Below are 21,621 nucleotides of genomic sequence, written 5' to 3'. Positions count from 1 at the left end.
GTGGCGTTTACTCGTTCAGTGCGCCATAGATCTGATCGACAATCCATCCATATGTTGCCGCAGGTAAGGTCCCGCTGACAAAAACATTCGGATTCATTTTAGGATCAGCTACGGGGGAATGTGGTCGGTTGCCCAGAATGACAATCGCCATACGTTTTACGGGATCAATGGCGGTGAGCGTGCCTGTCCAGCCCGTATGCCCATAGGTTTGAGGGCTTGCCAGTACGCCAAAGGTTGGGGTCATAGAGGAATTACCGTTAACCCTCCAGCCCAGTCCAAAGGTGACATCTGCTGCCGAGCTACGGGTAAACTCATCTACTGTACTCTGATCAAATAACGTAACGTTGCCATAATGCCCCCCGTTAAGCATGGTCTGCATCAGCACGGCAATATCATGTGTATTTGAGAACAGACCTGCGTGACCTGAAACGCCCTCCATGGAATACCATGCCTTTTCATCATGAACCTGGCCCCAGAGGGTAGTGGTACGAATATTCGGAAAACTGATTACACCATCCCGGGTGTTACCGTTAAGTTCGGTGGCGGCAATTTGCTGTTGCTTAAAGCCTTTTAACAGAGGGTTAAACACCGTGTGCTTCAGGCCGAGCGGCTGGTAAATATGTTTCTCAACATACACATCAAGCGGCATTGCGGTAACGGACTCGATGATAAATCCGAGGATCATGTAATCGACGTCGCTGTAGACATGTTTTGTACCTGGCGAATAATCAAGCGGCGTTCGCTTAATCATCTCCAGCGTGGTCTGTTTATCCTGAGAGTAGAGGCTGCCTGCAACACGCTTGTTTGGATATTGCGGATCGGCCGGGAAGCCGGCGGTATGATGCAAAATATCAATAATTCGCAGGGCATCTTTTCCTTTAATCTTCTCTGTGAGTTGATCTGTGAATCCGGGTATGTATTTCGTGACCCGATCGTTGACATTAATTTTGCCTTCGTAAACCAACTTCTGAAGCGCGAAATTCGTGGCGTACATTTTTGTGTTGGAAGCCAGATCGTACATTGTCTCTGTTGTCGCGCGTAGCGGATTACCCATCAAATGGGAGTCGTCGTATTTTTTTGCATAACCCCAAGCTTTTTGAAAGACGATATGATTGTCTTTTATCACGACGACGTTCATACCCGGATACCCGGCGTTGATCTGATCCTGAATCCAGCTATCCAGTTTTTTCAGTTTATCGATATTAAAGCCCACGCTTTCCGGTTGTGCATTCGTCAGAACCGGATAGTTGTTCGCAAAAACAGAAGCCGATAAAGCAAGTAAAGAGGCAAAAAAAGCATGTCGTTTCATGGTTGATCCCTCAATGTAAATCCACATTCTTGCAACCAAAAAGAAGGGTTATAATAAAACCGCATACCCAGGAAATCACTATACCTACACCATAAACTGCAATAGCTGGAAATATACCTTTTGCTGAGGTCATAAGCGGCAAAGCTACCAGGCCAGATGGCCCGAACGCGCTGTTCAGGCCGACCGGGAGCCCTAACCATGCAATAGTTCCAATGAATAACCCGCCTGCTGCGCCGCCTATACAGGCCGTAATAAAAGGCTTCATCCGTGGTAGGGTAACGCCATAAATAAGCGGCTCACCGACACCCAATATACCAGGGATGATTGCTCCCCGAATTTGTGTACGCAGCGTGGAAGAAACGTCTGCTTTCCAGTATAACGCCAGCGCGGCACCTACTTGTCCAGCTCCAGCCATTGAGAGGATGGGGAAAAGAGAATTAAACCCCTGAGAGTCCATTAACGCGAGATAAACAGGAATAAATCCCTGATGAACGCCAAATACCACAGCAATCAGGAAAACGCCTGCCAGTACAGCGCAGCCCAACGGATTACTGTTAAGGTGTATAAACAGCCAGGACATCCCCTGAAACAGCCAGACACCAATGGGCATGATCACAATATATGTCAATACAGCGGTGAAAATGAGTGTCAGCATCGACGTTAAAATCATGTCCAGCTCATCGGGAATAACGTTTCTTATAACGCGCTCGATCTTCGCTCCGGCCCATGCTGCCAGCAGCACGCCGATGATATTTCCGCGCGGGTCGATAGTGAGACCAAAAAAATCCTGTAGTCCGGAATAATAGCCTACTGTGGCTGACGGGTTATAACCCAGAATAAACAGTGCCGCGATGATTGCACCGTTTACGCCAGTACCGCCGAATGCCTTTTGCGCATTGTATCCCACTAAAATCACAAGAAAGGTGAAGAGTCCTTTACTAAAAATTTTCAAGAAATTTAGCGCATCAGGGAGTGTTCCTTTAGCTTCTGGCGCAATATGCATTAACGTCCCTAACAACGTGGCGATACCGAGCATCAAACCTGACGCGATAAAGCCCGGAATCAGGGGAGTAAAGATAGTGGCAAAGTTTGCCAGGAATTGTTGCAAAGATGATTGCTGCTTACTCTTGAGCTGACTTTTGTTTTCATCGGCTATTGCATGCAAATCTTTTTTGTCTAGCAGATTATTCATGCTATCTGCCGCTCTCTGCGCTTTACCAACGCCAAAAATGACCTGCACTTCGTTGCCGTTTATAACAACACCACTGATACTCTCTGAGAGTTGTTCTTTCACATGGTGTGCTATTAACGTTGTATCCGCCACTTTCAGACGCAAGCGGGTCATGCAATTGCCACAATGCAGAATGTTGTTTTTGCCACCTGCCAGAACAATAATTTTCGCGAGTAGATCGGTGCTAATATGTTTAGACATTATTTCGCTTCCTTAGAAATGGCCGCCCGTATATAACCCCCGTTTTTCAACAGCAACGCTTGGGCGTCATCGGCGGAACACTGACTCAAAATCATTACAATGGCTGATTTACAGTTTCGGTGTGATTGCTTCAACGCATTTTCTGCATCGCGCCGTGAGCAGGCAGTAGCATCGGTAACGATCTTAATTTGCCGTTCAAAGAGCTTTCGGTTAGAAGCGACAACATCAACCATCAAATTGCCATACACTTTTCCCATTTTTATCATTAAACAGGTTGAAAGCATGTTGAGGATCAGCTTTTGCGCGGTCCCGGCTTTCATACGCGAGGATCCCGTTATCACTTCTGAGCCTACAACAGGCGTTATGGCAACACTGGCGTATTCAGCAATTTCACTGCCGGGGTTACATGCTATGGAAATAACATTGCAACCTATTACATTGCGTGCGTGCGCTAGCGCGGACACGACATATGGCGTACGTCCACTTGCAGCAATACCCACGACAGTATCAGCCACAGAGAGGTCAATAGCGGTCAGGTCGTGAATTGCCGCCTGGCGGTTATCTTCAGCCCCCTCTACGGCTTTCAGGATTGCAGTATGACCACCGGCAATAATTCCCTGCACCAGTTCGCTTTTTACGCCATAGGTTGGCGGACATTCACTGGCATCAAGGATCCCTAATCGTCCGGAGGTGCCTGCGCCAACATAGATTAAGCGACCGCCCTTTGCGACGGCTTTAGCGATTAACTCCACAGCGGCTGCAATATCAGGTAAATACTTTTCTACCGCGAGGGCCACTTTTTGATCCTCCGCATTGATCACCCTGCACATTTCAACTGTGCCTAGTCGGTCAATTTCCATAGATGCTGGATTAGCGTTTTCAGTCACCATCTTGCTCAAATCTAAATTCATATTAATCTCTTAATTATTTAACAACCATTTCATGAATGAGAGTTTCTGTTTATCAGGTAAGCCAAGATAGGCCGATTTAACCTGATCAAGGTTATCTGTGCTGTCTTGTTTTATACCGTCGATTTGATTTTTATCCTCAGCGAGGAATGACCTGAAATCAGAAAAAATGTTAATGCTCTCTGGGAAAACTTTTTCCATGGTAAAGGGGATGGTAGTATCATTGGCCTTCAGCATAAATTGTGGATTGCGAGCCTGGTCTATAACCTCCTTTTCATCGATGACCTTCGGGGTGGTAAGTATGAGTTTTTCTCTGCCGCTATAGTTAAATGTAAATATATAAGGTGCTGAGGTCATTCGCCCTTTACCTTGATTGACGGATTCCGGATTGACGGAACTATCGAATTTAATAACAAGCTTTTGCTCGCCGTCTGGTAGAGTCAGACTCTTTGAAAAGAGAGATAGCTTCGAATCTTTAGCGGCCAGAACAACAATGTTTTCACCCAAGTCAAGTGTGACTCTGGCGCATGCAAAGCTCGACATAAAAAATAATAATAGTAATGCTTTCATAGATAACCCCTGTAAATAAGAGTAAGCGCTATACCCTTATATAAGGCGACGTAGAGTGCCTGATTAGCATTTAAAATTCATAGCGTAATCCGAGGTGGAAATAGTCATCTGCCGGGTCGCTACCACCAAAAGAAACGTTGTCGCCAGTAACCCTGTTGGTGCCGGCTTCACCATTGCGCCAGGAATACGAGGCATAAACTGAGCTTTTTGCGGTGGCTTTGTACTGAACTTCAAAGGTCGCATCTCGAAGCTTAAGTCCGTCACCGTCATGATTTTCTAAATGACGATAGCCAGTCCGGAGCCACCATTCAGGCGTCAGCGACCAGACAATTGTTGCTTCGTAATCTTTATCAGTGCTGTCCGGACGGCCATCAAGATACTCAACAGTATCTTCGGAATAGAGTAGACCAAACATAAAATCACCCAAATAATAACGAGTACCTACTCCCCACATCTGGTATTTATCAGCATCATCATCAGATTGCGCAGAGGTCTCATCATGACTGGCCTGCGATTGCTGCACGGCGATAACAGGCTGAAGCTTGCCCGCAAAGCCGAGATCGAGTGTATAACGCAGAGCAGTATTTATGCCGTAATCAAGGTCAGATGAATTATTGCCAATAATCCACGCACTGGATACGTCAAGATTTCCTAACGTATTCTGGTACTGTATGGTGCCATCCTGGCGGAAAACCTGAACAGCGGTGGGATCGATAAAATTTGCCTGGCGGGCCATAGCAACGTCTGACGAGGCAAATACATCACCAATGTCTGTAAACATAATCAGGCCGGATGAAACGCGTCCTGCTGTGATTTTACCGTACTCGGCGAAGTCAACGCCTGCCCAGACATATCGTGCGGTCAAATCGTCTGGGTCCTCCGCTTTGATATTGTTTGCGTATTCGGCTGCATTCACCTGGTATTGTGTAAAACCAATCACGGCAAATTTGTCATCAATCATCTGGCGTGCCGAGAAACCAATTCGACCATCAAAATCGCCTGAAACGTCACCTGTTTTTTTATCTGATACGTTAAAACCAAGGCGCCCGTAAAGGTCAATGTTAGAGCCATCGTTAGCCTGATAAATGACGGCTGCATGGCCTGAAGAAGCAAGTGTAATTAATAACCAGGATAAATGTTTCAGTCCATTTCTCATAAATAAATCCTATTCTTAGTAGAGTGGTATGATGTTTGTTCGCGGGAATTGTTGATCGTTTTAAATTCATTTTAAATGGAATCATAAATTCCTTTTAAATGTTTGTGATGACTGTCAAAATTTATATTCGAGGTTTTGATTGTTATGTGTTGTATTTATCTTTAAGAGAGAATATATTGCTTTTTTAGATGTTATAGGGGTGATTTATGAGTTATTTGAAAAAAATAAGAATGGATTATAATAATTATACTGATACAGAGAAGAAAATTGCTCTATACATCATCAATCATCTTGATGCTTTCAAAGGATGTTCTTCCCACTCAATCGCGCTAGCATTGTGTGTCGCCCAATCATCTATTTCAAAGTTTGCCAAAAAACTCGGTGCTCACGGCTTCGCCGATCTAAAATTGATGCTGATAGAAGAATACAGCAGAGAAAAAAGTGCAAAAGCTGATTATAGCCTTCACAGTACTATTCATAGTTCTGACCCTTTAAATGTAATAGCTGATAAGTTAATTGCAGAAAAAGTTCATGCATTAAGAGAAACGACAGTAAATATGGATTTTGTAAAACTGGAAAAGATAATAGGAATAATAGATAAGGCGAGGCATATACAAATTGTTGGTCTCGGAGGCTCTGCGCTGGCTGCAAAAGATCTCGCTTTTAAATTATTAAAAATTGGCTATCGTGTAACATGTGAGATTGACACACATGTGCAAATATCTGTTGCTCAGGCTTTGAATAAAGATGATATACAAATTTCCTTGTCTTACTCAGGTAAGAAAAAGGAGATATTGATCGCCGCAGAAGCGGCAAAAGAGAAAGGCGCGAAGATCATAGCTATAACATCACTGGCAAATAATCCTTTGCGGGAGAGGGCTGATTATATTCTGGAGACGGTATCGAACGAAGACGAATGGCGCAGCTCATCGATCTCTTCCCGAACTGCCCAAAATTGTATAACAGATTTGTTATTTGTCGGACTGCTACAGCGCAATGACAGGCACTCACTCAACATGATAGAGCGCAGCCGTGAACTTATTAACCGGCTTGAGTAATGACCCGGTAACGCCAGCGCTTACCGGGCCTACAAGGGCGAGAATGCAGCGAAACTAAATCACACCCTGTCCGATCATCGCATCGGCCACCTTCACGAACCCGGCGATATTCGCCCCGCGCACGTAGTTAGTTTGCGAAGCCTCGCCGCCGTACTCCACGCAGGCGTGATGAATATCGAGCATGATGTGGTGCAGACGGGCATCCACTTTCTCTGCCTTCCAGCCCATTCTCGCGGCGTTTTGCGCCATTTCCAGACCGGATGTTGCCACGCCGCCAGCGTTCGCCGCCTTGCCTGGCGCAAACAGTACGCCCGCATCCAGGAACAGGTCGGTCGCTTCAATGGTGGTGGGCATATTTGCCCCTTCCGCTACCGCTTTCACGCCATTGCTAATCAGCGTCCGGGCGGCATCCACGTCCAGTTCGTTTTGCGTCGCGCACGGCAGGGCGATATCCACCGGCACGCCCCACGGCTGTTTACCTTCCAGATAGGTCAGGCCAAATTCACGGGCATAATCCGCTACCCGACCGTCACGGCTGGCTTTGATTTCGCACATACGCGCCAGTTTTTCTGCCGTAAAGCCAGCTTCATCCACCACGGTACCGCTGGAATCGGAGGCGGTCACCACGCGCGCGCCAAACGCCATCGCTTTCTCGATAGCGTACTGCGCCACGTTGCCGGAGCCGGAGACCGCCACGCGCATCCCCTCGAAGCTCAGCCCGTGACGCTTAAGCATCGCTTCGGTGAAATAGACCAGACCATAACCCGTCGCTTCCGGGCGAATCAGGCTACCGCCAAACGACAGACCTTTGCCGGTAAAGACGCAGGCGCTGTTGTTGGAGAGCTTTTTCATCATCCCGGCCATAAAGCCCACTTCACGCCCCCCCACGCCGATATCCCCGGCAGGAACGTCGGTGTCCGGCCCAAGGTGGCGATAGAGCTCAGTGACCAGCGCCTGGCAGAAGCGCATCACTTCGCCTTCGCTCTTGCCTTTCGGATCGAAATCACTCCCGCCTTTACCGCCGCCCATCGGCAGGGTAGTGAGCGCATTTTTAAAGGTCTGCTCGAAGCCGAGGAATTTCAGAATCGACAGGTTCACCGAGGGGTGGAAGCGCATCCCGCCCTTAAACGGCCCAATGGCGGAGTTAAACTGCACGCGCCACGCGCGGTTGACCTGCACCTGATTGCGGTCGTCCACCCACGCCACGCGGAACTGGATGACGCGCTCCGGCTCTACCAGACGTTCAAGCAGCGCCATCTGACGGTAACGCGGATTTTCCTCAAGGAAGGGCCACAGGGTGGTCATGACTTCACGAACGGCCTGGGCAAACTCGCTTTGGTGCGGGTCGCGCTGCTGAACATGGGCAAGAAAGCTTTCCAGAGAGCGTGTCTGATCCATAGATATAAGAACCTCTTATAATAATTTATGCGTGTGGCGTAGATGTTTTGTGTCGTTTTTTTGACTATACCACCCGCACCGCTTTGAGAGGCAAGCAGAAATTTATGCCGCAAGGGAAATTAATGACAGGGCGCGCGTCATAACCAAAAGCGATGACGAGATAAATTAAAGATCCCGTCCGGATCGACCGTTATAGATATAAACGATGCAAAGGAAATAAAGTCTATGAACCGTTACGCAATGGCCGCGTTATGTTTGATGGTGTCCGCCGGGGCACAGGCTGACCGCATTCGCCCGGATGTCGAGGTCAACGTGCCGCCAGAGGTTTTTAGCGCTGGCGGCCAGCGTGCGCAGCCATGTAATCAGTGCTGTATCTATCAGGATCAAAACTATTCCGAAGGCGCAGTGGTCAGGGCAGATGGCGTGCTGTTGCAGTGCCAGCGTGATGAACGCACCCTCAGTACAAACCCGCTGGTCTGGCGTCGCGTAAAAGAATAAACGCTTCCAGCAGCGGTATATCCGCCGGGGCTAAAGCATACGTGAACGCGTCTTCTGGCGTGCACCATACCAGCGCCGAGTGATAATGCGCCTTCAGCTGACCGCTAAATTCAGGCACATGCCAGGCGTGGAGGTGAATCAGCCGCTGCGACACCTCCCGCTGGTGGCTTGCCACATACCGCGCGGGCACGGCCTCAATGCCGAGTTCTTCGCGCAGTTCGCGGATCAGCGCTTCCGGCTGGGTCTCACCGGCTTCAACCTTCCCGCCTGCAAATTCCCACATTCCTGGCTGATCGGCATGTTCGGGACGCTGCGCCAGCAAAATCTTGCCCTCTTTTTCGAGGATGGCCGCAACCACATCGAGTGTTTTCAGCATGTTCGTCAATAATTAATAGCGAAAAACGACATATTATCGTGCCCTTCCAAAGAGTCCAGTCATCAGGAGAATCAGTTGAAAGAGACATCCGCCTGGGTTGCGCCCATGGAAACCCTTCCCGTCAGCCTCAGCCCCATCGCCGCCATGCAGAAAAAACACTTCGGCGCGGTGCTGAACCCCACGCGCTGGTGGGGGCGTATGCCGCGTCTTTTCTGGCTGGTGGCGCTGTTTGTCGGCTATCTGGAGCGGCGCAAGGCGCGTTTGACGCCGGTTCTGCGATCGCTACTAATGACGCGGATCTCGCAGATCTGCCACTGCGCATTTTGTATTGATGCCAACAGCCTGCGTCTGGCCGAGCGGAGCGGGGCGCTGGATAAAGTGCAGGCCGTCAGCGACTGGCAAAATTCCACCCTGTTCAGCGAAGAGGAGCGCGCGGCGCTGGCCTATGCGGAAGCGGTCACCGCCACGCCGCCTCAGATGGATGAAAATATCAAAAGTCTGCTGAAGCGCCACTTTACGGAAGAGACCATCACCGAAATGACGGCTCTGATTGCCTTTCAGAATCTTTCCGCCCGCTTTAACGCCGCGCTGGATATTCCGGCTCAGGGGCTGTGCGCCACGTTTAAAGGTAAACCGCATGCTGGATAAACATCTGCACCCCCGGCTGAAACCCGGGTTAAATCAGCTGGCCGCCGCGCTGGATAAACCGTTTATCACGCCTGATGGCTTAACGCTCGCCGGGTTTGCGATTGGCGTGCTGGCGTTACCGTTTCTGGCGCTGGGCTGGTATCCGGCGGCGCTGATCGCCATTGTGCTGAACCGGCTGCTGGATGGTCTGGACGGCGCGCTGGCGCGTCGCCGTGGCCTGACGGACGCGGGAGGATTTCTTGATATCGCCCTCGACTTCCTGTTTTACGCCCTGGTGCCGTTTGGCTTTGCGCTGGCCGCTCCGGCTGATAACGCGATCGCCGCCGCCTGGCTGCTGTTCGCTTTTATGGGGACGGGCAGCAGTTTTCTGGCCTTTGCCGCGCTGGCGGGGAAGCATGATATCGACAACCCCGGCTATGCGCACAAGTCGCTTTATTACATTGGGGGTTTAACGGAAGGAACGGAGACCATCGCGCTGTTTGCGCTGTGCTGCCTGTTTCCGGCGCATTTCGCGCTGTTTGCCTGGACGTTTGGCGCGTTGTGCTGGCTGACCACCACAACGCGCATCTGGAGCGGTTATATCACGCTGAAATCACTTCCCCGCTAGCGTGCGCTTTCCGGTCCGCGCTCCCCGGTGGAGACCGGGTTCTGCGGATGGCTGCTCCATTCGTACCAGCCGCCGTCGTAGACGGCAACGTTCTGCCAGCCCATGGCGCGGGCGTACATAAAGGCTTCAGACGCGCGCCAGCCGGTACCACAGTAAAACGCAACGTGCTGCTCCGGCAGGATATTCCACGTTTTCCACATGGCGGCAATATCATCGGCGCTGCGCATGGTGCCATCCGGATTGTGGAAATCTTCCATGTGGGTCGCGTCGCTGCCCGCATGGCCCCAGCGCGCACCGGCAATCTCACCTTTTGGCTTGATATAGCTGTAGCCGCTGGTTTCACCGATAAACTCTGGCCAGGAACGAATGCTCACCAGCGAGGCGTCCTGACGGTGCAGCATTCCCCGGGCCTGCTCCATATCCACCATCAGCCGGGGCTGGCCCGGGATCGGCGCGCCAAAATCAGGGGCTGGCTTGACCTTTGCAGGCGTTCCGCGCTCAACGGGCAGGCTGGCGTCGGACCACGCCTTCCAGCCGCCATCCAGAATTCGCACATCCTTCACGCCCGCGTAGAGCATGATCTGCGCCACGCGCGCGGCGGCATACACGTCGCGACCGTACAGAATGACGGTGGTATCGTGACGGATCCCGTGCTTCGCCAGCATCGCTTTCAGCTTTTCGTCAGAGACCTTATTCCACAGCGGTTCGCTTTCCACTTCATTGGTGTCGATATAGCCCGCACCGGGAATGTGGCTCAGGAGATAAAGCTTCGGCGCACCCCAGCCAGCCTCGATCACCTTCCACTCTCCGGCTGGTGCGGCGGTAACGGGTTTGCCCTGCTGCAACTGGCGGATCCACTGCGGATAAACCAGCTGTTCGAAATGCGCCAGACGTTGCAGACGGTCGGATTGTTGCAGGGCATCGCTCAGGGTGGAGACGTGGGTAAAGCCCGCTTTCTCCAGCCGCGTTTTGACGGTCTGGTTGTCATCATCGTTGCCATAGAGCGCAACTGGCATGTCTGGCGTAAGCCGATGTTGTTTTGCCCAGCCGCTGAGCTGTTCATCGCTCATTGCCCCAAGCCAGCTGGCAGAGAGATTAAGCGCGGCGGGTTCATGCCCGGACGTTCCGCTCAGGGTCTGCGGCCAGCCGTTATAGAACGCACTGACGCGCGTATCAATTACCGCGCCGTTTTGCGCCTGGAGCTGGTCCAGCGTGAGGGAGTGGGGCATATCAGCCGCCGTGGAGGAGAGTGAGGCGAGGCCGCAGAGCAGGGCCAGCGCGGTCAGTTGAGAAACACGTTTAATCGAAAAACCTGACGTCATTAAAAGAGGGGGGCATTGTCGTCTCTCCTGAAGCCAAAAACATTGCGTTAGCACATTATTGCCAGCGAGAAATCTCAATCACCTCGCCGCCGGGCGGAATATCGTCCTCATCATGCGTGACCAGCACCACCGGGATCCTGCGCTGGCGAGTAACCTCGAATACCCACGCCCGGAATGAGGCGCGCAGCGTTTTATCCAGTCGACTGAACGGCTCGTCGAGCAGCAATGCCTGCGGCTGGGCGAGAAGAGCGCGCAACAGGCTGACCCGGGCGCGCTCGCCGCCGGAAAGGGTCGCCGGATCGCTGGCGTAGTGGTTTGCCAGCCCGGCAGTGTCCAGGGCCTGTTCTACCGCGTTGCGGCGGGCGCGCCCGACGATGTGCGCCGGCAGCGCCAGCATCAGGTTTTGCCCCACGCTGAAGGCGTCAAACAGCAGGGCATCCTGAAACAGAATGCCGATCCCGCGCGTTTCCACGGGGAGCATATCGCAGCGGCGATCGTTCAGCCATAGCTCGCCGTGCGCCTTAAAATCAGCGGATAACGCCCCCACCATCCAGGCGAAAAGGGTCGATTTCCCGCTCCCGGAGGGCCCCATCAGCGTGACAATCTCCCCCGCCGGGACGCGGAAGTTGACCTCACGGAAGAGTGGCGCAATGGTGAGATTTTTCACGTTCAGCATTAACGTAATCCTTGTCTGTGACGGCCCACGAGCCGGGAGAGCAGCGCGGCAAGGGCAAATACGCTGCTGGTCAACAGCAACAGACCCAGCGCCCGGCTGGCGAGGATCGGAATGCTGCCGCCGCTGCTGAGGGCGACCGCCTCCGTCGTCAGGGTGGTGAAACGTCCCGCTCCCAGCCAGAGGGTCGGCATGTACTGGGCCATGCTCACGGAAAAGCCGGTGGCAAAGGCCAGCAGGGCCGGACGAACCATCAGGGGGCATTTCACCAACCAGAAAATTTTCGCCTGTCGCCAGCCCAGCGTTCTGGCGGTGAGGATAAGCCGGGGATCGAGCCTGCGCCAGGCCGGTTGCAGCACCAGGAGCATCCACGGGAGAACCCAGAGCATATGGCTCCAGAGCACCGCAGCGTACTGGCCGTCGATGCCCAGCCACAGCGCCACGGCATATTGCCCGGACACGAGGGGCAGCGCCGGGAGGGCGAGCGGCAGCCAGACCCACACCGCGCCGCGCTGGGGTCCCCACTCAAGCCAGAGCATGAGGATGGCCAGCGCTGTCAGGCTGGACAGCAGTCCCAGTGAAAGGCTGTCGCTGACGGGGCCGATGTCGTCCCGGCGTGCCAGCATCAGCAGAACCAGCGCACAGAGGACGCCGCACAGCGGCAGTAACCCGCCCAGCGTCCGTGCGGGCAGCGCAGTATGCGAAGCGTGACGAATTCCGGAGGGGTCACGCTGGGCGCGCCGCCATGCCGTCCAGAAGCCGTATCCCACCGCGGCAAGCGCCGCCAGCAGCAGGAGCAACACCAGACACAGCAGCGTTCCCTTTGTTTGCTGTTGTGCATCGCCCTGGGCGAGCCACTGCCAGGCCAGTACCGCCAGCGTAGGCGGGTTGCCTGGCCCGAGCACGATCGCCACATCCACCACGGAAAGCGACCAGGCCAGCACCGCCAGCATGACTGCGCCCAGCGCGGGGGCGATTGCCGGGAGGACGAGCCAGTTGAGCGCCTGCATTCGTCCGTAGCCGAAGGTATGCAGGACAATTTTCTGCTGTGCGAGGCGCTTTTCAGGCAGCGCGGCGTAGATTGCCCACAGAACGAACGCGCTCTCTTTGACCGCAAGCGTCAGGCCAAGCCCGATACCGTAGCGGTCAAGCTGCGGCGAACAGACCGTACAGATCCGGTAAAACTGCCCCCCTTCCGCAAACAGCAGCAGCGCGCTGGTGGCGAAGGCGACGTGCGGCACGGCTAACAGCCACGGCAGACGGGTGCTCAGGCGCTGCCAGCCTTCACCCGGCCAGAGAAGCGCAAGCAGGGTCAGGGCGATAAACAGTGAGCCCAGCGTCGCGATAAGCGTGGAAACCAGCGTGGCGGCCAGCGCCTGCGGCAGCTGCGGGTCGGCAAACAGCGTCGCCCAGTTGCCGGGAGAAAACGCCGGGGCCAGCAGCATGCCGCTGGCGGGAAGCAGTGGCAGATAGATGACCGCCATTGCCGCCCAGACCAGCCCGCTTAGCGGGTTCCGTAGCGGCGAAGCCATTCCTGCTCCAGGGCGTTAACCCAGGCGGCGTGAGGTTCGGGAAGTACATCAGGCGTGCCTGAGGGGGTAAAGGCGCTAAGCTGTTTTGCCGCTTTCGCAGGCAGTTTTTCGCCATCCAGCACGCTCGGGTCACCCCAGACGGCAGGATTAGCTTTGCGGATCTGCGCCTGCGGTGACAGCAGGAAATTCGCCACCACTTTCGCGCCTGCGCTCGCGCTGGCGTTTGCCGGGATAGCGACAAAATGGACGTTGCCGATCATGCCTTTGAGAAAGCCGAAACTGTAGCTGTCGGCAGGCAGTTCACCGCTCGCCACCTTTTGCATCGCATGGGCGGGGTTAAAGGTGAGCGACAGGTTCAGGCTGCCGCTGGCCAGCAGCGTATCCATGCGCGCAGGCGACGGAGGAAAATCGTTCCCTTCGCGCCACAGCAGGGGGTGCAGCGTATCAAGGTAATCCCACAGCGGCGCGGTGACCTGCGCAAAGGTACTGTCCGGCGCGTTTTTTAGCGCCTCCGGATGGGCGGTCAGCGCCAGCAGTAGCTGCTCAAGAAACGCCGTGCCGGTAAAATCCGGCGGTCGCGGATAGCTCACCTTGCCAGGGTGCTGTCGGGCGTATACCAGCAGCGCGTGGGGATCTGCCGGTGGTGTCGGCGTACTCGCTTTACGGGCGATAAAGGTTAATTGCGCGCCGCCCCACGGGGATTCTGCCCCATCGGTCGGGATGGCAAAATCTTCCGTTACCGGTTTACGGGTATCGACGTAGCGCCAGTTGGGCAGGGTTTTCGCCCAGCCGGTGAGCAGCAGGTTTGCCGCTTTCAGGTTGCGGAAGTTTTCCCCGTTTACCCAGAGCAGATCCACCGACCCGTTACTGCTGCGTCCTGCGGCATGTTCCGTCTGGATCCGCTTCACCGCGTCGGCGGCATCGGCCAGATGAACGATCTTCAGGTTGATGGCGTAGTGCGTTTTCATCTCGCCGCTTACCCAGTCGAGGTAGCGGTTAACGGCCTCGTCACCGCCCCAGGCGTTAAACCAGACGGTCTGCCCGGTGGCCTGTTGCTGAATGGATTGCCAGCTCTCTGCGGCGAAGGCAGAGGTTGCCAGCAGCAGACTCGTCAGAAACGCGCAAAAACGCACCCGGCGCATAATGCCTCACTTTTTAATCGAAGGGATGTAACGGGAAAACAGCCAGCGAGTGACCAGCGGTAATAACCCTAATAGTGTAAAGGCGAACAGCAGTCCCGGCGACAGAATATCGCGCAGCGAGGTGAGTTTCCCCAGCTCGCGTCCGGCGTTCAGATAAATGACGGTGGCAGGTAGCATTGCAAGCTGGCTGACCCACCAGTAGTGACGCACCCTGAGACGGGTTAGCCCCATCAGCAAATTGACCAGAAAGAACGGGAACAACGGCATCAGGCGCAGGGCAAAAAGGTAGCGTGCGCCGTCGCGATCCATCCCCGCATCTATCGTGCTCATCTGTGCGGCAAAGCGCCGTTGCACCCAGTCGCGCAGCAGATAACGGCTGACGAGCATGGCAAGCGTGGCGCCGAGCGTCGAGGCAAATGACACCAACAGCGTCGCCTCCCACAGGCTGAAAAGCGCCCCGCCGAGCAGCGTCAGAAGCGCGGCTCCGGGGATCGACAGCGCGGAGAGCAGAACGTAAAGCGCAAAATAGATCAGCGCGCTCTGAAGAGGCGCCTGCTCCACACGATCGATCAACGTTTGCTGGTGCATTTTTAGCGTGTCGAGGGAGAGCATGCCTGGAGGAAGCAAAACAACGGTCAAAACAAATGCGCCCAAAAGGGCGCACAGGAGACTGATTTTTTTAATATTCACTGAAGTTTACAGCTTAAACGTTGCCCATACCGGCGCATGGTCGGACGGTTTTTCCATGCTGCGGATGTCATAGTCGATACCGGTTTCGATGCAGCGTTCGGCCAGGGGGGCGCTCGCCAGCAGCAGATCAATACGCAGGCCCCGGTTGTCATCGAAGCCTTTAGAGCGATAATCAAACCACGAGAAGCGATCCTGCGTCGCCGGGTTAGCCGTGCGGAAAGTATCCACCAGCCCCCAACCCAGCAGGCGCTCCATCCACTCGCGCTCCTCCGGCAGGAAAGAGCATTTGCCGGTGCGCAGCCAGCGCTTACGGTTCTCTTCGCCAATACCGATATCCAGATCCGTCGGGCTGATATTCATGTCGCCCATGATCAGCACCGGGTTTTCTTTTTTGAGTTCGGTTGTCAGGTAGTTTTGCAGATCCTGATAAAACTTCGCTTTGGCCGGGAATTTGGTTTCATGATCGCGGCTTTCACCCTGCGGGAAATAGCCGTTGATGACGGTCACATTGCCGAGCGCGGAAGGAATTTCCGCCATGATGATGCGGCGTTGCGCCTCTTCATCGTCACCCGGGAAGCCACGACGCACCGACACCGGCGTATCTTTGGTCAGCAGCGCAACGCCGTAGTGGCCTTTCTGACCGTGGTAAAAAACGTTATAGCCCAGCTTCGCTACCTCTTCGAGCGGGAACATATCGTCGTGAACTTTTGTCTCCTGCAAGCCGATCACATCTGGCTGATGTTGCTCAACAATCGCTTCAAGCTGGTGAGGGCGGGCACGCAGGCCGTTGATATTAAAAGAGACAAATTTCATAGTCGCTGCCAATGCAAGGTGAATAGTGCAAGGATGGTAGCAGAATTTACGTCGTCTGTTATCCGCTTCGCCCAATTACTGCGACAGATAATGCCGACGGTGCAATATTTGCACCATTTCGGCGCGTTTTGCCCTCGAACAGGGCATAAAGGACCGATAAATTTCGCGAGCGATCACAATTCCAGAATTATATTTGGCCTCTGCATACTCTTTCTTGTTTTCATGCGGCAAAGCGCCGCTTGTCGTAAAAATATTCACTATTTATGCATTAACAGTGAATAACTCCATATTGTAACTCATTGATATTGTGTTACCCCAACCCGTTTATGCATTTTTATCGCTGGCTGGCACGAAGGCTGCAATCTACATTCACAGTGCAAACACTCAATTATTTAACATTTAAACAACCTTTTATTTACCGGATGAGGTCGCTATGTCTCTGTCAGTTACGCGTGAAAATTTCGATGAATGGATGATGCCGGTATACGCTCCGGCGGCTTTTATTCCGGTACGTGGGGAAGGCTCTCGCCTGTGGGATCAGCAGGGCAAAGAGTATATCGACTTTGCGGGTGGGATTGCGGTGAATGCGCTGGGGCATGCAAACCCGGCGCTGCGGCAGGCGCTGAATGACCAGGCAGCGAAATTCTGGCATACCGGCAACGGTTATACCAACGAACCGGCATTGCGTCTGGCGAAGAAGCTGATCGACGCCACTTTCGCAGACAAAGTCTTTTTCTGTAACTCCGGCGCGGAAGCGAACGAAGCGGCGCTAAAGCTGGCGCGAAAATATGCGCACGATAAATTCGGCGCGCACAAGAGCGGCATCGTAGCCTTTAAAAATGCCTTCCATGGCCGCACGCTGTTTACCGTCAGCGCGGGTGGTCAGCCCTCATATTCTCAGGATTTTGCGCCGCTGCCGCCGGATATCCGGCATGCGGCGTATAACGATTTACACTCTGCCAGCGAGCTGATTGACGACACCACCTGTGCGGTGATTGTCGAGCCCATGCAGGGGGAAGGCGGCGTCATGCCCGCCCAGAAAGCGTTCCTGCAAGGGCTGCGCGAGCTGTGCGATCGGCATAACGCGGTCCTGATTTTTGACGAAGTCCAGACCGGCGTGGGCCGCACGGGTGAGCTGTACGCCTACATGCACTATGGCGTGACCCCGGATGTGCTCTCAACAGCCAAAGCGCTCGGCGGCGGTTTCCCGGTGGGGGCGATGCTGACCACCGATAAATTCGCCAGCGTGATGACCGTGGGCACCCATGGCACCACATACGGCGGCAACCCGCTGGCAACCGCTGTCGCCGGACAGGTGCTGGATATCATCAACACCCCTGAGGTGCTGAACGGCGTGAAGCAGCGTCACCAGTGGTTTGTTGAGCGCCTTACTGCCATCAATAACCAGACCGGCTTGTTCAAAGAGATCCGCGGTCTGGGGCTGTTAATAGGCTGTGAGCTTGCCCCTGAGTTTGCCGGCAAAGCGAAGCTGATTTCACAGGAAGCGGCAAAGCAGGGCGTAATGGTGCTGATTGCCGGTGCTAACGTGGTGCGGTTTGCCCCTGCGCTGATCGTCAGCGAGGAAGAGGTCAGAACCGGGTTAGATCGTTTTGCGCTGGCCTGCGAACAGGTGAAGTCCGGGGTGTCATCATGATGGTCATCCGTCCCGTTGCGCACGGCGATCTCGCCGGGCTTATGCAGCTTGCCGGTAAGACAGGGGGCGGGCTAACCTCGCTGCCTGCCGATGAAAAAACGCTGTCGGCGCGCATTGAGCGCTCCCTGCAAACCTGGCAGGGGACGTTGCCAAAAAGCGAACAGGGCTATGTGTTCGTGCTGGAAGATAACGGCACGGGAACCGTGGCGGGGATTTGCGCCATCGAGGTGGCCGTCGGGCTTAACGATCCGTGGTACAACTACCGGGTCGGCACGATGGTCCACGCCTCGAAAGAGCTGAACGTTTACAACGCGCTGCCGACGCTCTTCCTCTGTAATGACCATACCGGCGCCAGCGAACTCTGCACCCTGTTTCTCGATCCGGACTGGCGCAAAGAGGGCAACGGTTATCTGCTCTCCAAATCGCGCTTTATGTTTATGGCCGCCTTTCGCGACCGCTTCAACGAAAAAGTGGTCGCGGAGATGCGCGGCGTAATTGATGAGACGGGCTACTCGCCGTTCTGGGAGAGTCTGGGCGAACGCTTCTTCTCCATGGAATTTAGCCGGGCGGATTACCTGTGCGGTACCGGTCAGAAGGCGTTTATCGCCGAGCTGATGCCGAAGCATCCTATTTATACCCATTTCTTAACGCCTGAAGCGCAGGCGGTGATCGGCGAAGTTCACCCGCAAACCGCCCCGGCCCGCGCAGTGCTAGAGAAAGAGGGATTTCGCTACCGTAACTACGTCGACATCTTCGACGGCGGCCCGACGCTGGAATGCGACATTGACCGCGTTCGCGCCATCCGTAAAAGCCGCCTGGTTGAGGTCTCGGAGGGGCAGCCCGCGCCGGGCGAGTGGCCAGCCTGCCTGGTCTCTAACGAGAATTACACCAACTTCCGCGCCATGCTGGTGCGAACCAACCCGTCATGCGAGCGTCTGGTACTGACGGCTGCGCAACTGGATGCCCTGAAATGTAACGCTGGCGACACGGTTCGCCTGGTGCGACTCTGCCCTGAGGAGAAAACAGCATGACTCTATGGATTAACGGTGACTGGGTAACGGGCGAAGGTGACGCGCGGACAAAAACTAACCCGGTCGGCCTGGAGGTGCTCTGGTCGGGGAACGACGCCAGCGCCGGGCAGGTTGAGCAGGCCTGCCAGGCTGCACGGCGCGCGTTTCCGGCATGGGCGAAACGGCCATTCTCCGAGCGCCAGGCGCTGGTTGAGAAATTTGCTGCGCTGCTGGAGGCCAATAAAGCCGAGCTGACCCGCATCATTGCCTGCGAAACCAGTAAGCCGCGCTGGGAGGCAACAACCGAAGTCACGGCAATGATCAACAAAATCGCGATATCGGTGAAGGCGTACCATACCCGCACCGGCGAGCAGCATACCGAGATGCCAGACGGTGCCGCCACGCTGCGCCACCGTCCGCACGGGGTGCTGGCGATGTTTGGCCCGTATAACTTCCCCGGACATCTGCCGAACGGGCACATTGTGCCTGCGTTGCTGGCGGGGAATACCGTCATCTTCAAGCCGAGTGAGTTAACCCCCTTAACCGGAGAAGCAGTCATAAAACTCTGGGAGCAGGCGGGGCTGCCGCCGGGGGTGGTGAATCTGGTGCAGGGCGGGCGTGAAACAGGTCAGGCGCTGAGTGCGCTGAGCGACATTGACGGTCTGCTGTTCACCGGCAGTGCCGGAACGGGCTATCAGCTGCATCGTCAGCTGGCGGGGCAGCCGGAAAAAATTCTGGCGCTGGAGATGGGCGGCAACAACCCGCTGATTGTGGAAGATCCGGATGATATCGATGCCGCGGTCCATCTGACCATTCAGTCGGCGTTCATTACCGCCGGACAGCGCTGTACCTGCGCCCGCCGCCTGCTGGTTAAACGCGGCGCGCAGGGGGATGCGTTCCTGAAGCGTCTGGTGGAGGTGAGCGCGCGTCTGGTTCCCGCGAAATGGGATGCCGAGCCGCAGCCGTTTATCGGCGGGCTGATCTCCGCGCAGGCGGCGCTGAACGTGCTGAAAGCGTGGCAGGAGCACGTGGCGCGCGGGGCGAAAACCCTGCTGGAGCCGAAGCTGGTTCAGCCGGGCACGTCGCTGCTGACGCCGGGGATTATTGAGATGAGTGCGACGAGCAACGTGCCGGATGAAGAGGTCTTTGGCCCGCTGCTGTGCGTCTGGCGCTATGACGATTTTGAGTCGGCGATCGAGATGGCCAACAACACCCGCTACGGCCTGTCGAGCGGCCTGATATCGCCGCATCGCGAGAAATTCGAACAGCTGCTGCTGGAAGCGCGCGCCGGGATCGTGAACTGGAACAAACCGCTGACCGGTGCGGCGAGCACCGCGCCGTTTGGTGGCGTAGGGGCGTCGGGCAACCATCGCGCCAGCGCCTGGTATGCCGCCGATTACTGCGCGTGGCCGATGGCAAGCCTGGAAACCCCGGCGCTGACGCTGCCGGAGACGCTGAATCCGGGGCTGGATTTTACAGAGGGTGACGCCCATGAAAGCGCGTGAGGTTAACTTTGACGGCCTCGTGGGGCTGACGCACCACTATGCCGGGCTGTCGTTCGGTAATGAAGCCTCGACGAAGCACCGTTTCCAGGTCTCGAACCCGAAGCTGGCGGCGAAGCAGGGGCTGTTGAAAATGAAGGCGCTGTCCGATGCCGGTTTCCCGCAGGCGGTGATCCCGCCTCAGGAGCGACCAAACGTGGACGTGCTGCGCCAGCTGGGGTTCAGCGGTACGGATGAACAGGTGGTGGAAAAAGCAGGCACGCAGACGCCACACCTGCTTTCGGCGGCCAGTTCAGCCTCCTCGATGTGGGTGGCGAATGCCGCCACCGTTGCGCCGTCGGCGGATACGCTGGACGGCAAAGTGCATCTGACCGTTGCTAACCTGAACAACAAATTCCACCGCGCCAGCGAAGCGGAGACCACCGGGCGCGTGCTGCGCGCCATTTTTAATCATGAAGCGCATTTCGAGGTGCATTCGGCGCTGCCGCAGGTCGCGATGTTTGGCGATGAAGGGGCGGCAAACCACAACCGTCTGGGCGGCGACTATGGCGAGCCGGGTTTGCAGCTGTTTATCTATGGACGGGAAGAGGGCGGCCACGCCGCGCCGGTTCGTTATCCGGCGAGACAAACTTTAGCCGCAAGCCAGGCGGTTGCGCGGCTGAACCAGGTTAATCCTTCTCAGGTGATTTTTGCCCAGCAAAATCCGCAGGTGATCGACCAGGGCGTGTTTCATAACGACGTCATTGCCGTTTCCAACCGTCAGGTGCTGTTCTGCCACGAGCAGGCGTTTGCCCATCAGGAAAAGTTGCTGGCCACGCTGCGCGAACGCGTGCCGGGATTTATGCCGATTCAGGTGCCCACGCAGGCGGTAAGCGTACAGGATGCGGTCGAAACGTATCTGTTCAACAGCCAGCTGCTGAGCCGGGATGATGGCAGCATGATGCTGGTGCTGCCGCAGGAGTCCCGCAACCATCAGGGCGTCTGGCGCTATCTCAGCGAACTGGTGCAGGCGGATAACCCGATTGATGAACTGCGCGTGTTTGATCTGCGGGAAAGTATGGCCAATGGCGGGGGACCGGCGTGCCTGCGACTGCGCGTGGTGTTAACGCCGGAGGAGATGCAGGCCGTGAATCCGGCGGTGATGATGAACGACACGCTGTTCAATACTCTCAATGACTGGGTGGACCGCTATTATCGCGACCGTCTGGTTCAGGCCGATCTGGTTGATCCGCAGCTGCTGCGCGAAGGCCGCGAGGCGCTGGATGCATTATCGACCATCCTGCAACTGGGATCGGTTTATCCGTTCCAGCGCTAAGGAGATGA

At 55.3% G+C, this 21,621-nt stretch carries 21 protein-coding genes; 8 read left to right on the top strand and 13 right to left on the bottom strand.

Going from position 1 to position 21,621, the window contains the following annotated elements; all coding sequences use genetic code 11:
- Positions 1–7: 7 nt before the first annotated feature.
- The 5 genes from pbp4b to SK62_RS12175 all read right to left on the bottom strand — a co-directional run bounded on the left by pbp4b (position 8) and on the right by SK62_RS12175 (position 5,375).
- Entirely contained in the window at positions 8–1,309 is a 1,302-nt protein-coding gene (gene pbp4b, locus SK62_RS12195; protein WP_039271073.1) for a penicillin binding protein PBP4B, read from the bottom strand.
- 10 nt (positions 1,310–1,319) lie between these two features.
- Positions 1,320–2,741, bottom strand: coding sequence for a PTS N-acetylmuramic acid transporter subunit IIBC (gene murP, locus SK62_RS12190; protein WP_023296333.1), 1,422 nt, complete (start codon positions 2,739–2,741; stop codon positions 1,320–1,322).
- Positions 2,741–3,652 carry an N-acetylmuramic acid 6-phosphate etherase gene (gene murQ / locus SK62_RS12185; RefSeq protein WP_047719382.1) on the bottom strand — a complete coding sequence of 304 codons (912 nt, stop codon included), beginning with the start codon at positions 3,650–3,652 and terminating at the stop codon, positions 2,741–2,743. Before murQ ends, murP begins: the two co-directional genes overlap by 1 nt.
- A 9-nt stretch (positions 3,653–3,661) precedes the next feature.
- Positions 3,662–4,219: a DUF2057 family protein gene (locus tag SK62_RS12180; protein ID WP_039271069.1), complete on the bottom strand. Its 558-nt coding sequence runs from the start codon at positions 4,217–4,219 to the stop codon at positions 3,662–3,664.
- Positions 4,220–4,289: 70 nt separating this feature from the next.
- The gene (locus SK62_RS12175; RefSeq protein ID WP_015570768.1) at positions 4,290–5,375 is read right to left on the bottom strand and encodes a porin; all 1,086 of its coding nucleotides are present in this window, start codon (positions 5,373–5,375) and stop codon (positions 4,290–4,292) included.
- Between the two features lie 206 nt (positions 5,376–5,581).
- Here SK62_RS12175 and SK62_RS12170 point away from each other — a divergent pair, with 206 nt between their 5' ends.
- Complete coding sequence (locus SK62_RS12170; RefSeq protein ID WP_023296337.1) at positions 5,582–6,433, top strand: SIS domain-containing protein; 852 nt, start codon at positions 5,582–5,584, stop codon at positions 6,431–6,433.
- A gap of 54 nt (positions 6,434–6,487) precedes the next feature.
- Here the strand turns inward: SK62_RS12170 and gdhA are convergent, their stop codons facing one another.
- A complete protein-coding gene (gdhA, locus tag SK62_RS12165) occupies positions 6,488–7,831 on the bottom strand; it encodes an NADP-specific glutamate dehydrogenase (RefSeq protein WP_017384680.1) in 1,344 nt (447 codons plus the stop codon).
- 225 nt (positions 7,832–8,056) lie between these two features.
- Here gdhA and SK62_RS12160 point away from each other — a divergent pair, with 225 nt between their 5' ends.
- The gene (locus tag SK62_RS12160; protein WP_003857857.1) at positions 8,057–8,329 is read left to right on the top strand and encodes a YnjH family protein; all 273 of its coding nucleotides are present in this window, start codon (positions 8,057–8,059) and stop codon (positions 8,327–8,329) included.
- On the opposite strand, the gene SK62_RS12155 is transcribed toward SK62_RS12160, so the two are convergent.
- Complete coding sequence (locus SK62_RS12155) at positions 8,289–8,705, bottom strand: pyrimidine (deoxy)nucleoside triphosphate diphosphatase (RefSeq protein WP_017693607.1); 417 nt, start codon at positions 8,703–8,705, stop codon at positions 8,289–8,291. The genes SK62_RS12160 and SK62_RS12155 overlap by 41 nt on opposite strands.
- A gap of 75 nt (positions 8,706–8,780) precedes the next feature.
- Between SK62_RS12155 and SK62_RS12150 the strand changes: the two genes are divergently transcribed.
- Positions 8,781–9,353 carry a carboxymuconolactone decarboxylase family protein gene (locus tag SK62_RS12150; protein ID WP_047719383.1) on the top strand — a complete coding sequence of 191 codons (573 nt, stop codon included), beginning with the start codon at positions 8,781–8,783 and terminating at the stop codon, positions 9,351–9,353.
- Positions 9,343–9,960 (top strand): CDP-alcohol phosphatidyltransferase family protein, encoded by a 618-nt coding sequence (locus tag SK62_RS12145; RefSeq protein ID WP_039271061.1) that lies wholly within the window; start codon positions 9,343–9,345, stop codon positions 9,958–9,960. Before SK62_RS12150 ends, SK62_RS12145 begins: the two co-directional genes overlap by 11 nt.
- Here SK62_RS12145 and SK62_RS12140 read toward each other — a convergent pair.
- The 6 genes from SK62_RS12140 to xthA form a co-directional block, all read right to left on the bottom strand.
- Entirely contained in the window at positions 9,957–11,264 is a 1,308-nt protein-coding gene (locus SK62_RS12140; protein WP_047719432.1) for a sulfurtransferase, read from the bottom strand. The genes SK62_RS12145 and SK62_RS12140 overlap by 4 nt on opposite strands.
- Before the next feature lie 73 nt (positions 11,265–11,337).
- On the bottom strand, positions 11,338–11,958 hold the full coding sequence (locus SK62_RS12135; protein ID WP_015570760.1) for an ATP-binding cassette domain-containing protein: 621 nt from the start codon (positions 11,956–11,958) through the stop codon (positions 11,338–11,340).
- Positions 11,958–13,487 (bottom strand): ABC transporter permease family protein, encoded by a 1,530-nt coding sequence (locus SK62_RS12130; RefSeq protein ID WP_047719384.1) that lies wholly within the window; start codon positions 13,485–13,487, stop codon positions 11,958–11,960. The genes SK62_RS12135 and SK62_RS12130 overlap by 1 nt, the downstream gene beginning before the upstream one ends.
- A complete protein-coding gene (locus SK62_RS12125; protein WP_072250094.1) occupies positions 13,460–14,629 on the bottom strand; it encodes an ABC transporter substrate-binding protein in 1,170 nt (389 codons plus the stop codon). Before SK62_RS12125 ends, SK62_RS12130 begins: the two co-directional genes overlap by 28 nt.
- 6 nt (positions 14,630–14,635) lie before the next feature.
- Positions 14,636–15,319, bottom strand: a complete 684-nt coding sequence (locus tag SK62_RS12120) for a TVP38/TMEM64 family protein (protein WP_047719385.1) — start codon at positions 15,317–15,319, stop codon at positions 14,636–14,638.
- Positions 15,320–15,325: 6 nt separating this feature from the next.
- On the bottom strand, positions 15,326–16,132 hold the full coding sequence (gene xthA / locus SK62_RS12115) for an exodeoxyribonuclease III (RefSeq protein ID WP_015570756.1): 807 nt from the start codon (positions 16,130–16,132) through the stop codon (positions 15,326–15,328).
- 433 nt (positions 16,133–16,565) lie between these two features.
- Here xthA and SK62_RS12110 point away from each other — a divergent pair, with 433 nt between their 5' ends.
- The 4 genes from SK62_RS12110 to astB are packed head-to-tail and all read left to right on the top strand — an operon-like array spanning position 16,566 to position 21,613.
- Positions 16,566–17,786, top strand: coding sequence for a succinylornithine/acetylornithine transaminase (locus SK62_RS12110; RefSeq protein WP_045141487.1), 1,221 nt, complete (start codon positions 16,566–16,568; stop codon positions 17,784–17,786).
- Positions 17,783–18,817, top strand: coding sequence for an arginine N-succinyltransferase (gene astA, locus SK62_RS12105; RefSeq protein ID WP_045329675.1), 1,035 nt, complete (start codon positions 17,783–17,785; stop codon positions 18,815–18,817). Before SK62_RS12110 ends, astA begins: the two co-directional genes overlap by 4 nt.
- Positions 18,814–20,301: a succinylglutamate-semialdehyde dehydrogenase gene (astD, locus tag SK62_RS12100; protein ID WP_047719386.1), complete on the top strand. Its 1,488-nt coding sequence runs from the start codon at positions 18,814–18,816 to the stop codon at positions 20,299–20,301. The genes astA and astD overlap by 4 nt, the downstream gene beginning before the upstream one ends.
- Positions 20,288–21,613 carry an N-succinylarginine dihydrolase gene (gene astB / locus SK62_RS12095; RefSeq protein ID WP_032104259.1) on the top strand — a complete coding sequence of 442 codons (1,326 nt, stop codon included), beginning with the start codon at positions 20,288–20,290 and terminating at the stop codon, positions 21,611–21,613. Before astD ends, astB begins: the two co-directional genes overlap by 14 nt.
- Positions 21,614–21,621: the final 8 nt, after the last annotated feature.

Source organism: Enterobacter sp. BIDMC109, from assembly GCF_001037885.1.
Taxonomy (GTDB): domain Bacteria; phylum Pseudomonadota; class Gammaproteobacteria; order Enterobacterales; family Enterobacteriaceae; genus Enterobacter; species Enterobacter hormaechei_C.
Note: the sequence above shows the minus strand (reverse complement) of the source record. Positions and strands in the feature narration are given on the sequence as shown.

Coding starts and splice junctions, on each gene's coding strand:
- pbp4b (WP_039271073.1), bottom strand. CDS start 1,309: ATGAAACGACATGCTTTTTTTGCCTCTTTACTTGCTTTATCGGCTTCT.
- murP (WP_023296333.1), bottom strand. CDS start 2,741: ATGTCTAAACATATTAGCACCGATCTACTCGCGAAAATTATTGTTCTG.
- murQ (WP_047719382.1), bottom strand. CDS start 3,652: ATGAATTTAGATTTGAGCAAGATGGTGACTGAAAACGCTAATCCAGCA.
- SK62_RS12180 (WP_039271069.1), bottom strand. CDS start 4,219: ATGAAAGCATTACTATTATTATTTTTTATGTCGAGCTTTGCATGCGCC.
- SK62_RS12175 (WP_015570768.1), bottom strand. CDS start 5,375: ATGAGAAATGGACTGAAACATTTATCCTGGTTATTAATTACACTTGCT.
- SK62_RS12170 (WP_023296337.1), top strand. CDS start 5,582: ATGAGTTATTTGAAAAAAATAAGAATGGATTATAATAATTATACTGAT.
- gdhA (WP_017384680.1), bottom strand. CDS start 7,831: ATGGATCAGACACGCTCTCTGGAAAGCTTTCTTGCCCATGTTCAGCAG.
- SK62_RS12160 (WP_003857857.1), top strand. CDS start 8,057: ATGAACCGTTACGCAATGGCCGCGTTATGTTTGATGGTGTCCGCCGGG.
- SK62_RS12155 (WP_017693607.1), bottom strand. CDS start 8,705: ATGCTGAAAACACTCGATGTGGTTGCGGCCATCCTCGAAAAAGAGGGC.
- SK62_RS12145 (WP_039271061.1), top strand. CDS start 9,343: ATGCTGGATAAACATCTGCACCCCCGGCTGAAACCCGGGTTAAATCAG.
- SK62_RS12135 (WP_015570760.1), bottom strand. CDS start 11,958: ATGCTGAACGTGAAAAATCTCACCATTGCGCCACTCTTCCGTGAGGTC.
- SK62_RS12130 (WP_047719384.1), bottom strand. CDS start 13,487: ATGGCTTCGCCGCTACGGAACCCGCTAAGCGGGCTGGTCTGGGCGGCA.
- SK62_RS12125 (WP_072250094.1), bottom strand. CDS start 14,629: ATGCGCCGGGTGCGTTTTTGCGCGTTTCTGACGAGTCTGCTGCTGGCA.
- xthA (WP_015570756.1), bottom strand. CDS start 16,132: ATGAAATTTGTCTCTTTTAATATCAACGGCCTGCGTGCCCGCCCTCAC.
- SK62_RS12110 (WP_045141487.1), top strand. CDS start 16,566: ATGTCTCTGTCAGTTACGCGTGAAAATTTCGATGAATGGATGATGCCG.
- astA (WP_045329675.1), top strand. CDS start 17,783: ATGATGGTCATCCGTCCCGTTGCGCACGGCGATCTCGCCGGGCTTATG.
- astD (WP_047719386.1), top strand. CDS start 18,814: ATGACTCTATGGATTAACGGTGACTGGGTAACGGGCGAAGGTGACGCG.
- astB (WP_032104259.1), top strand. CDS start 20,288: ATGAAAGCGCGTGAGGTTAACTTTGACGGCCTCGTGGGGCTGACGCAC.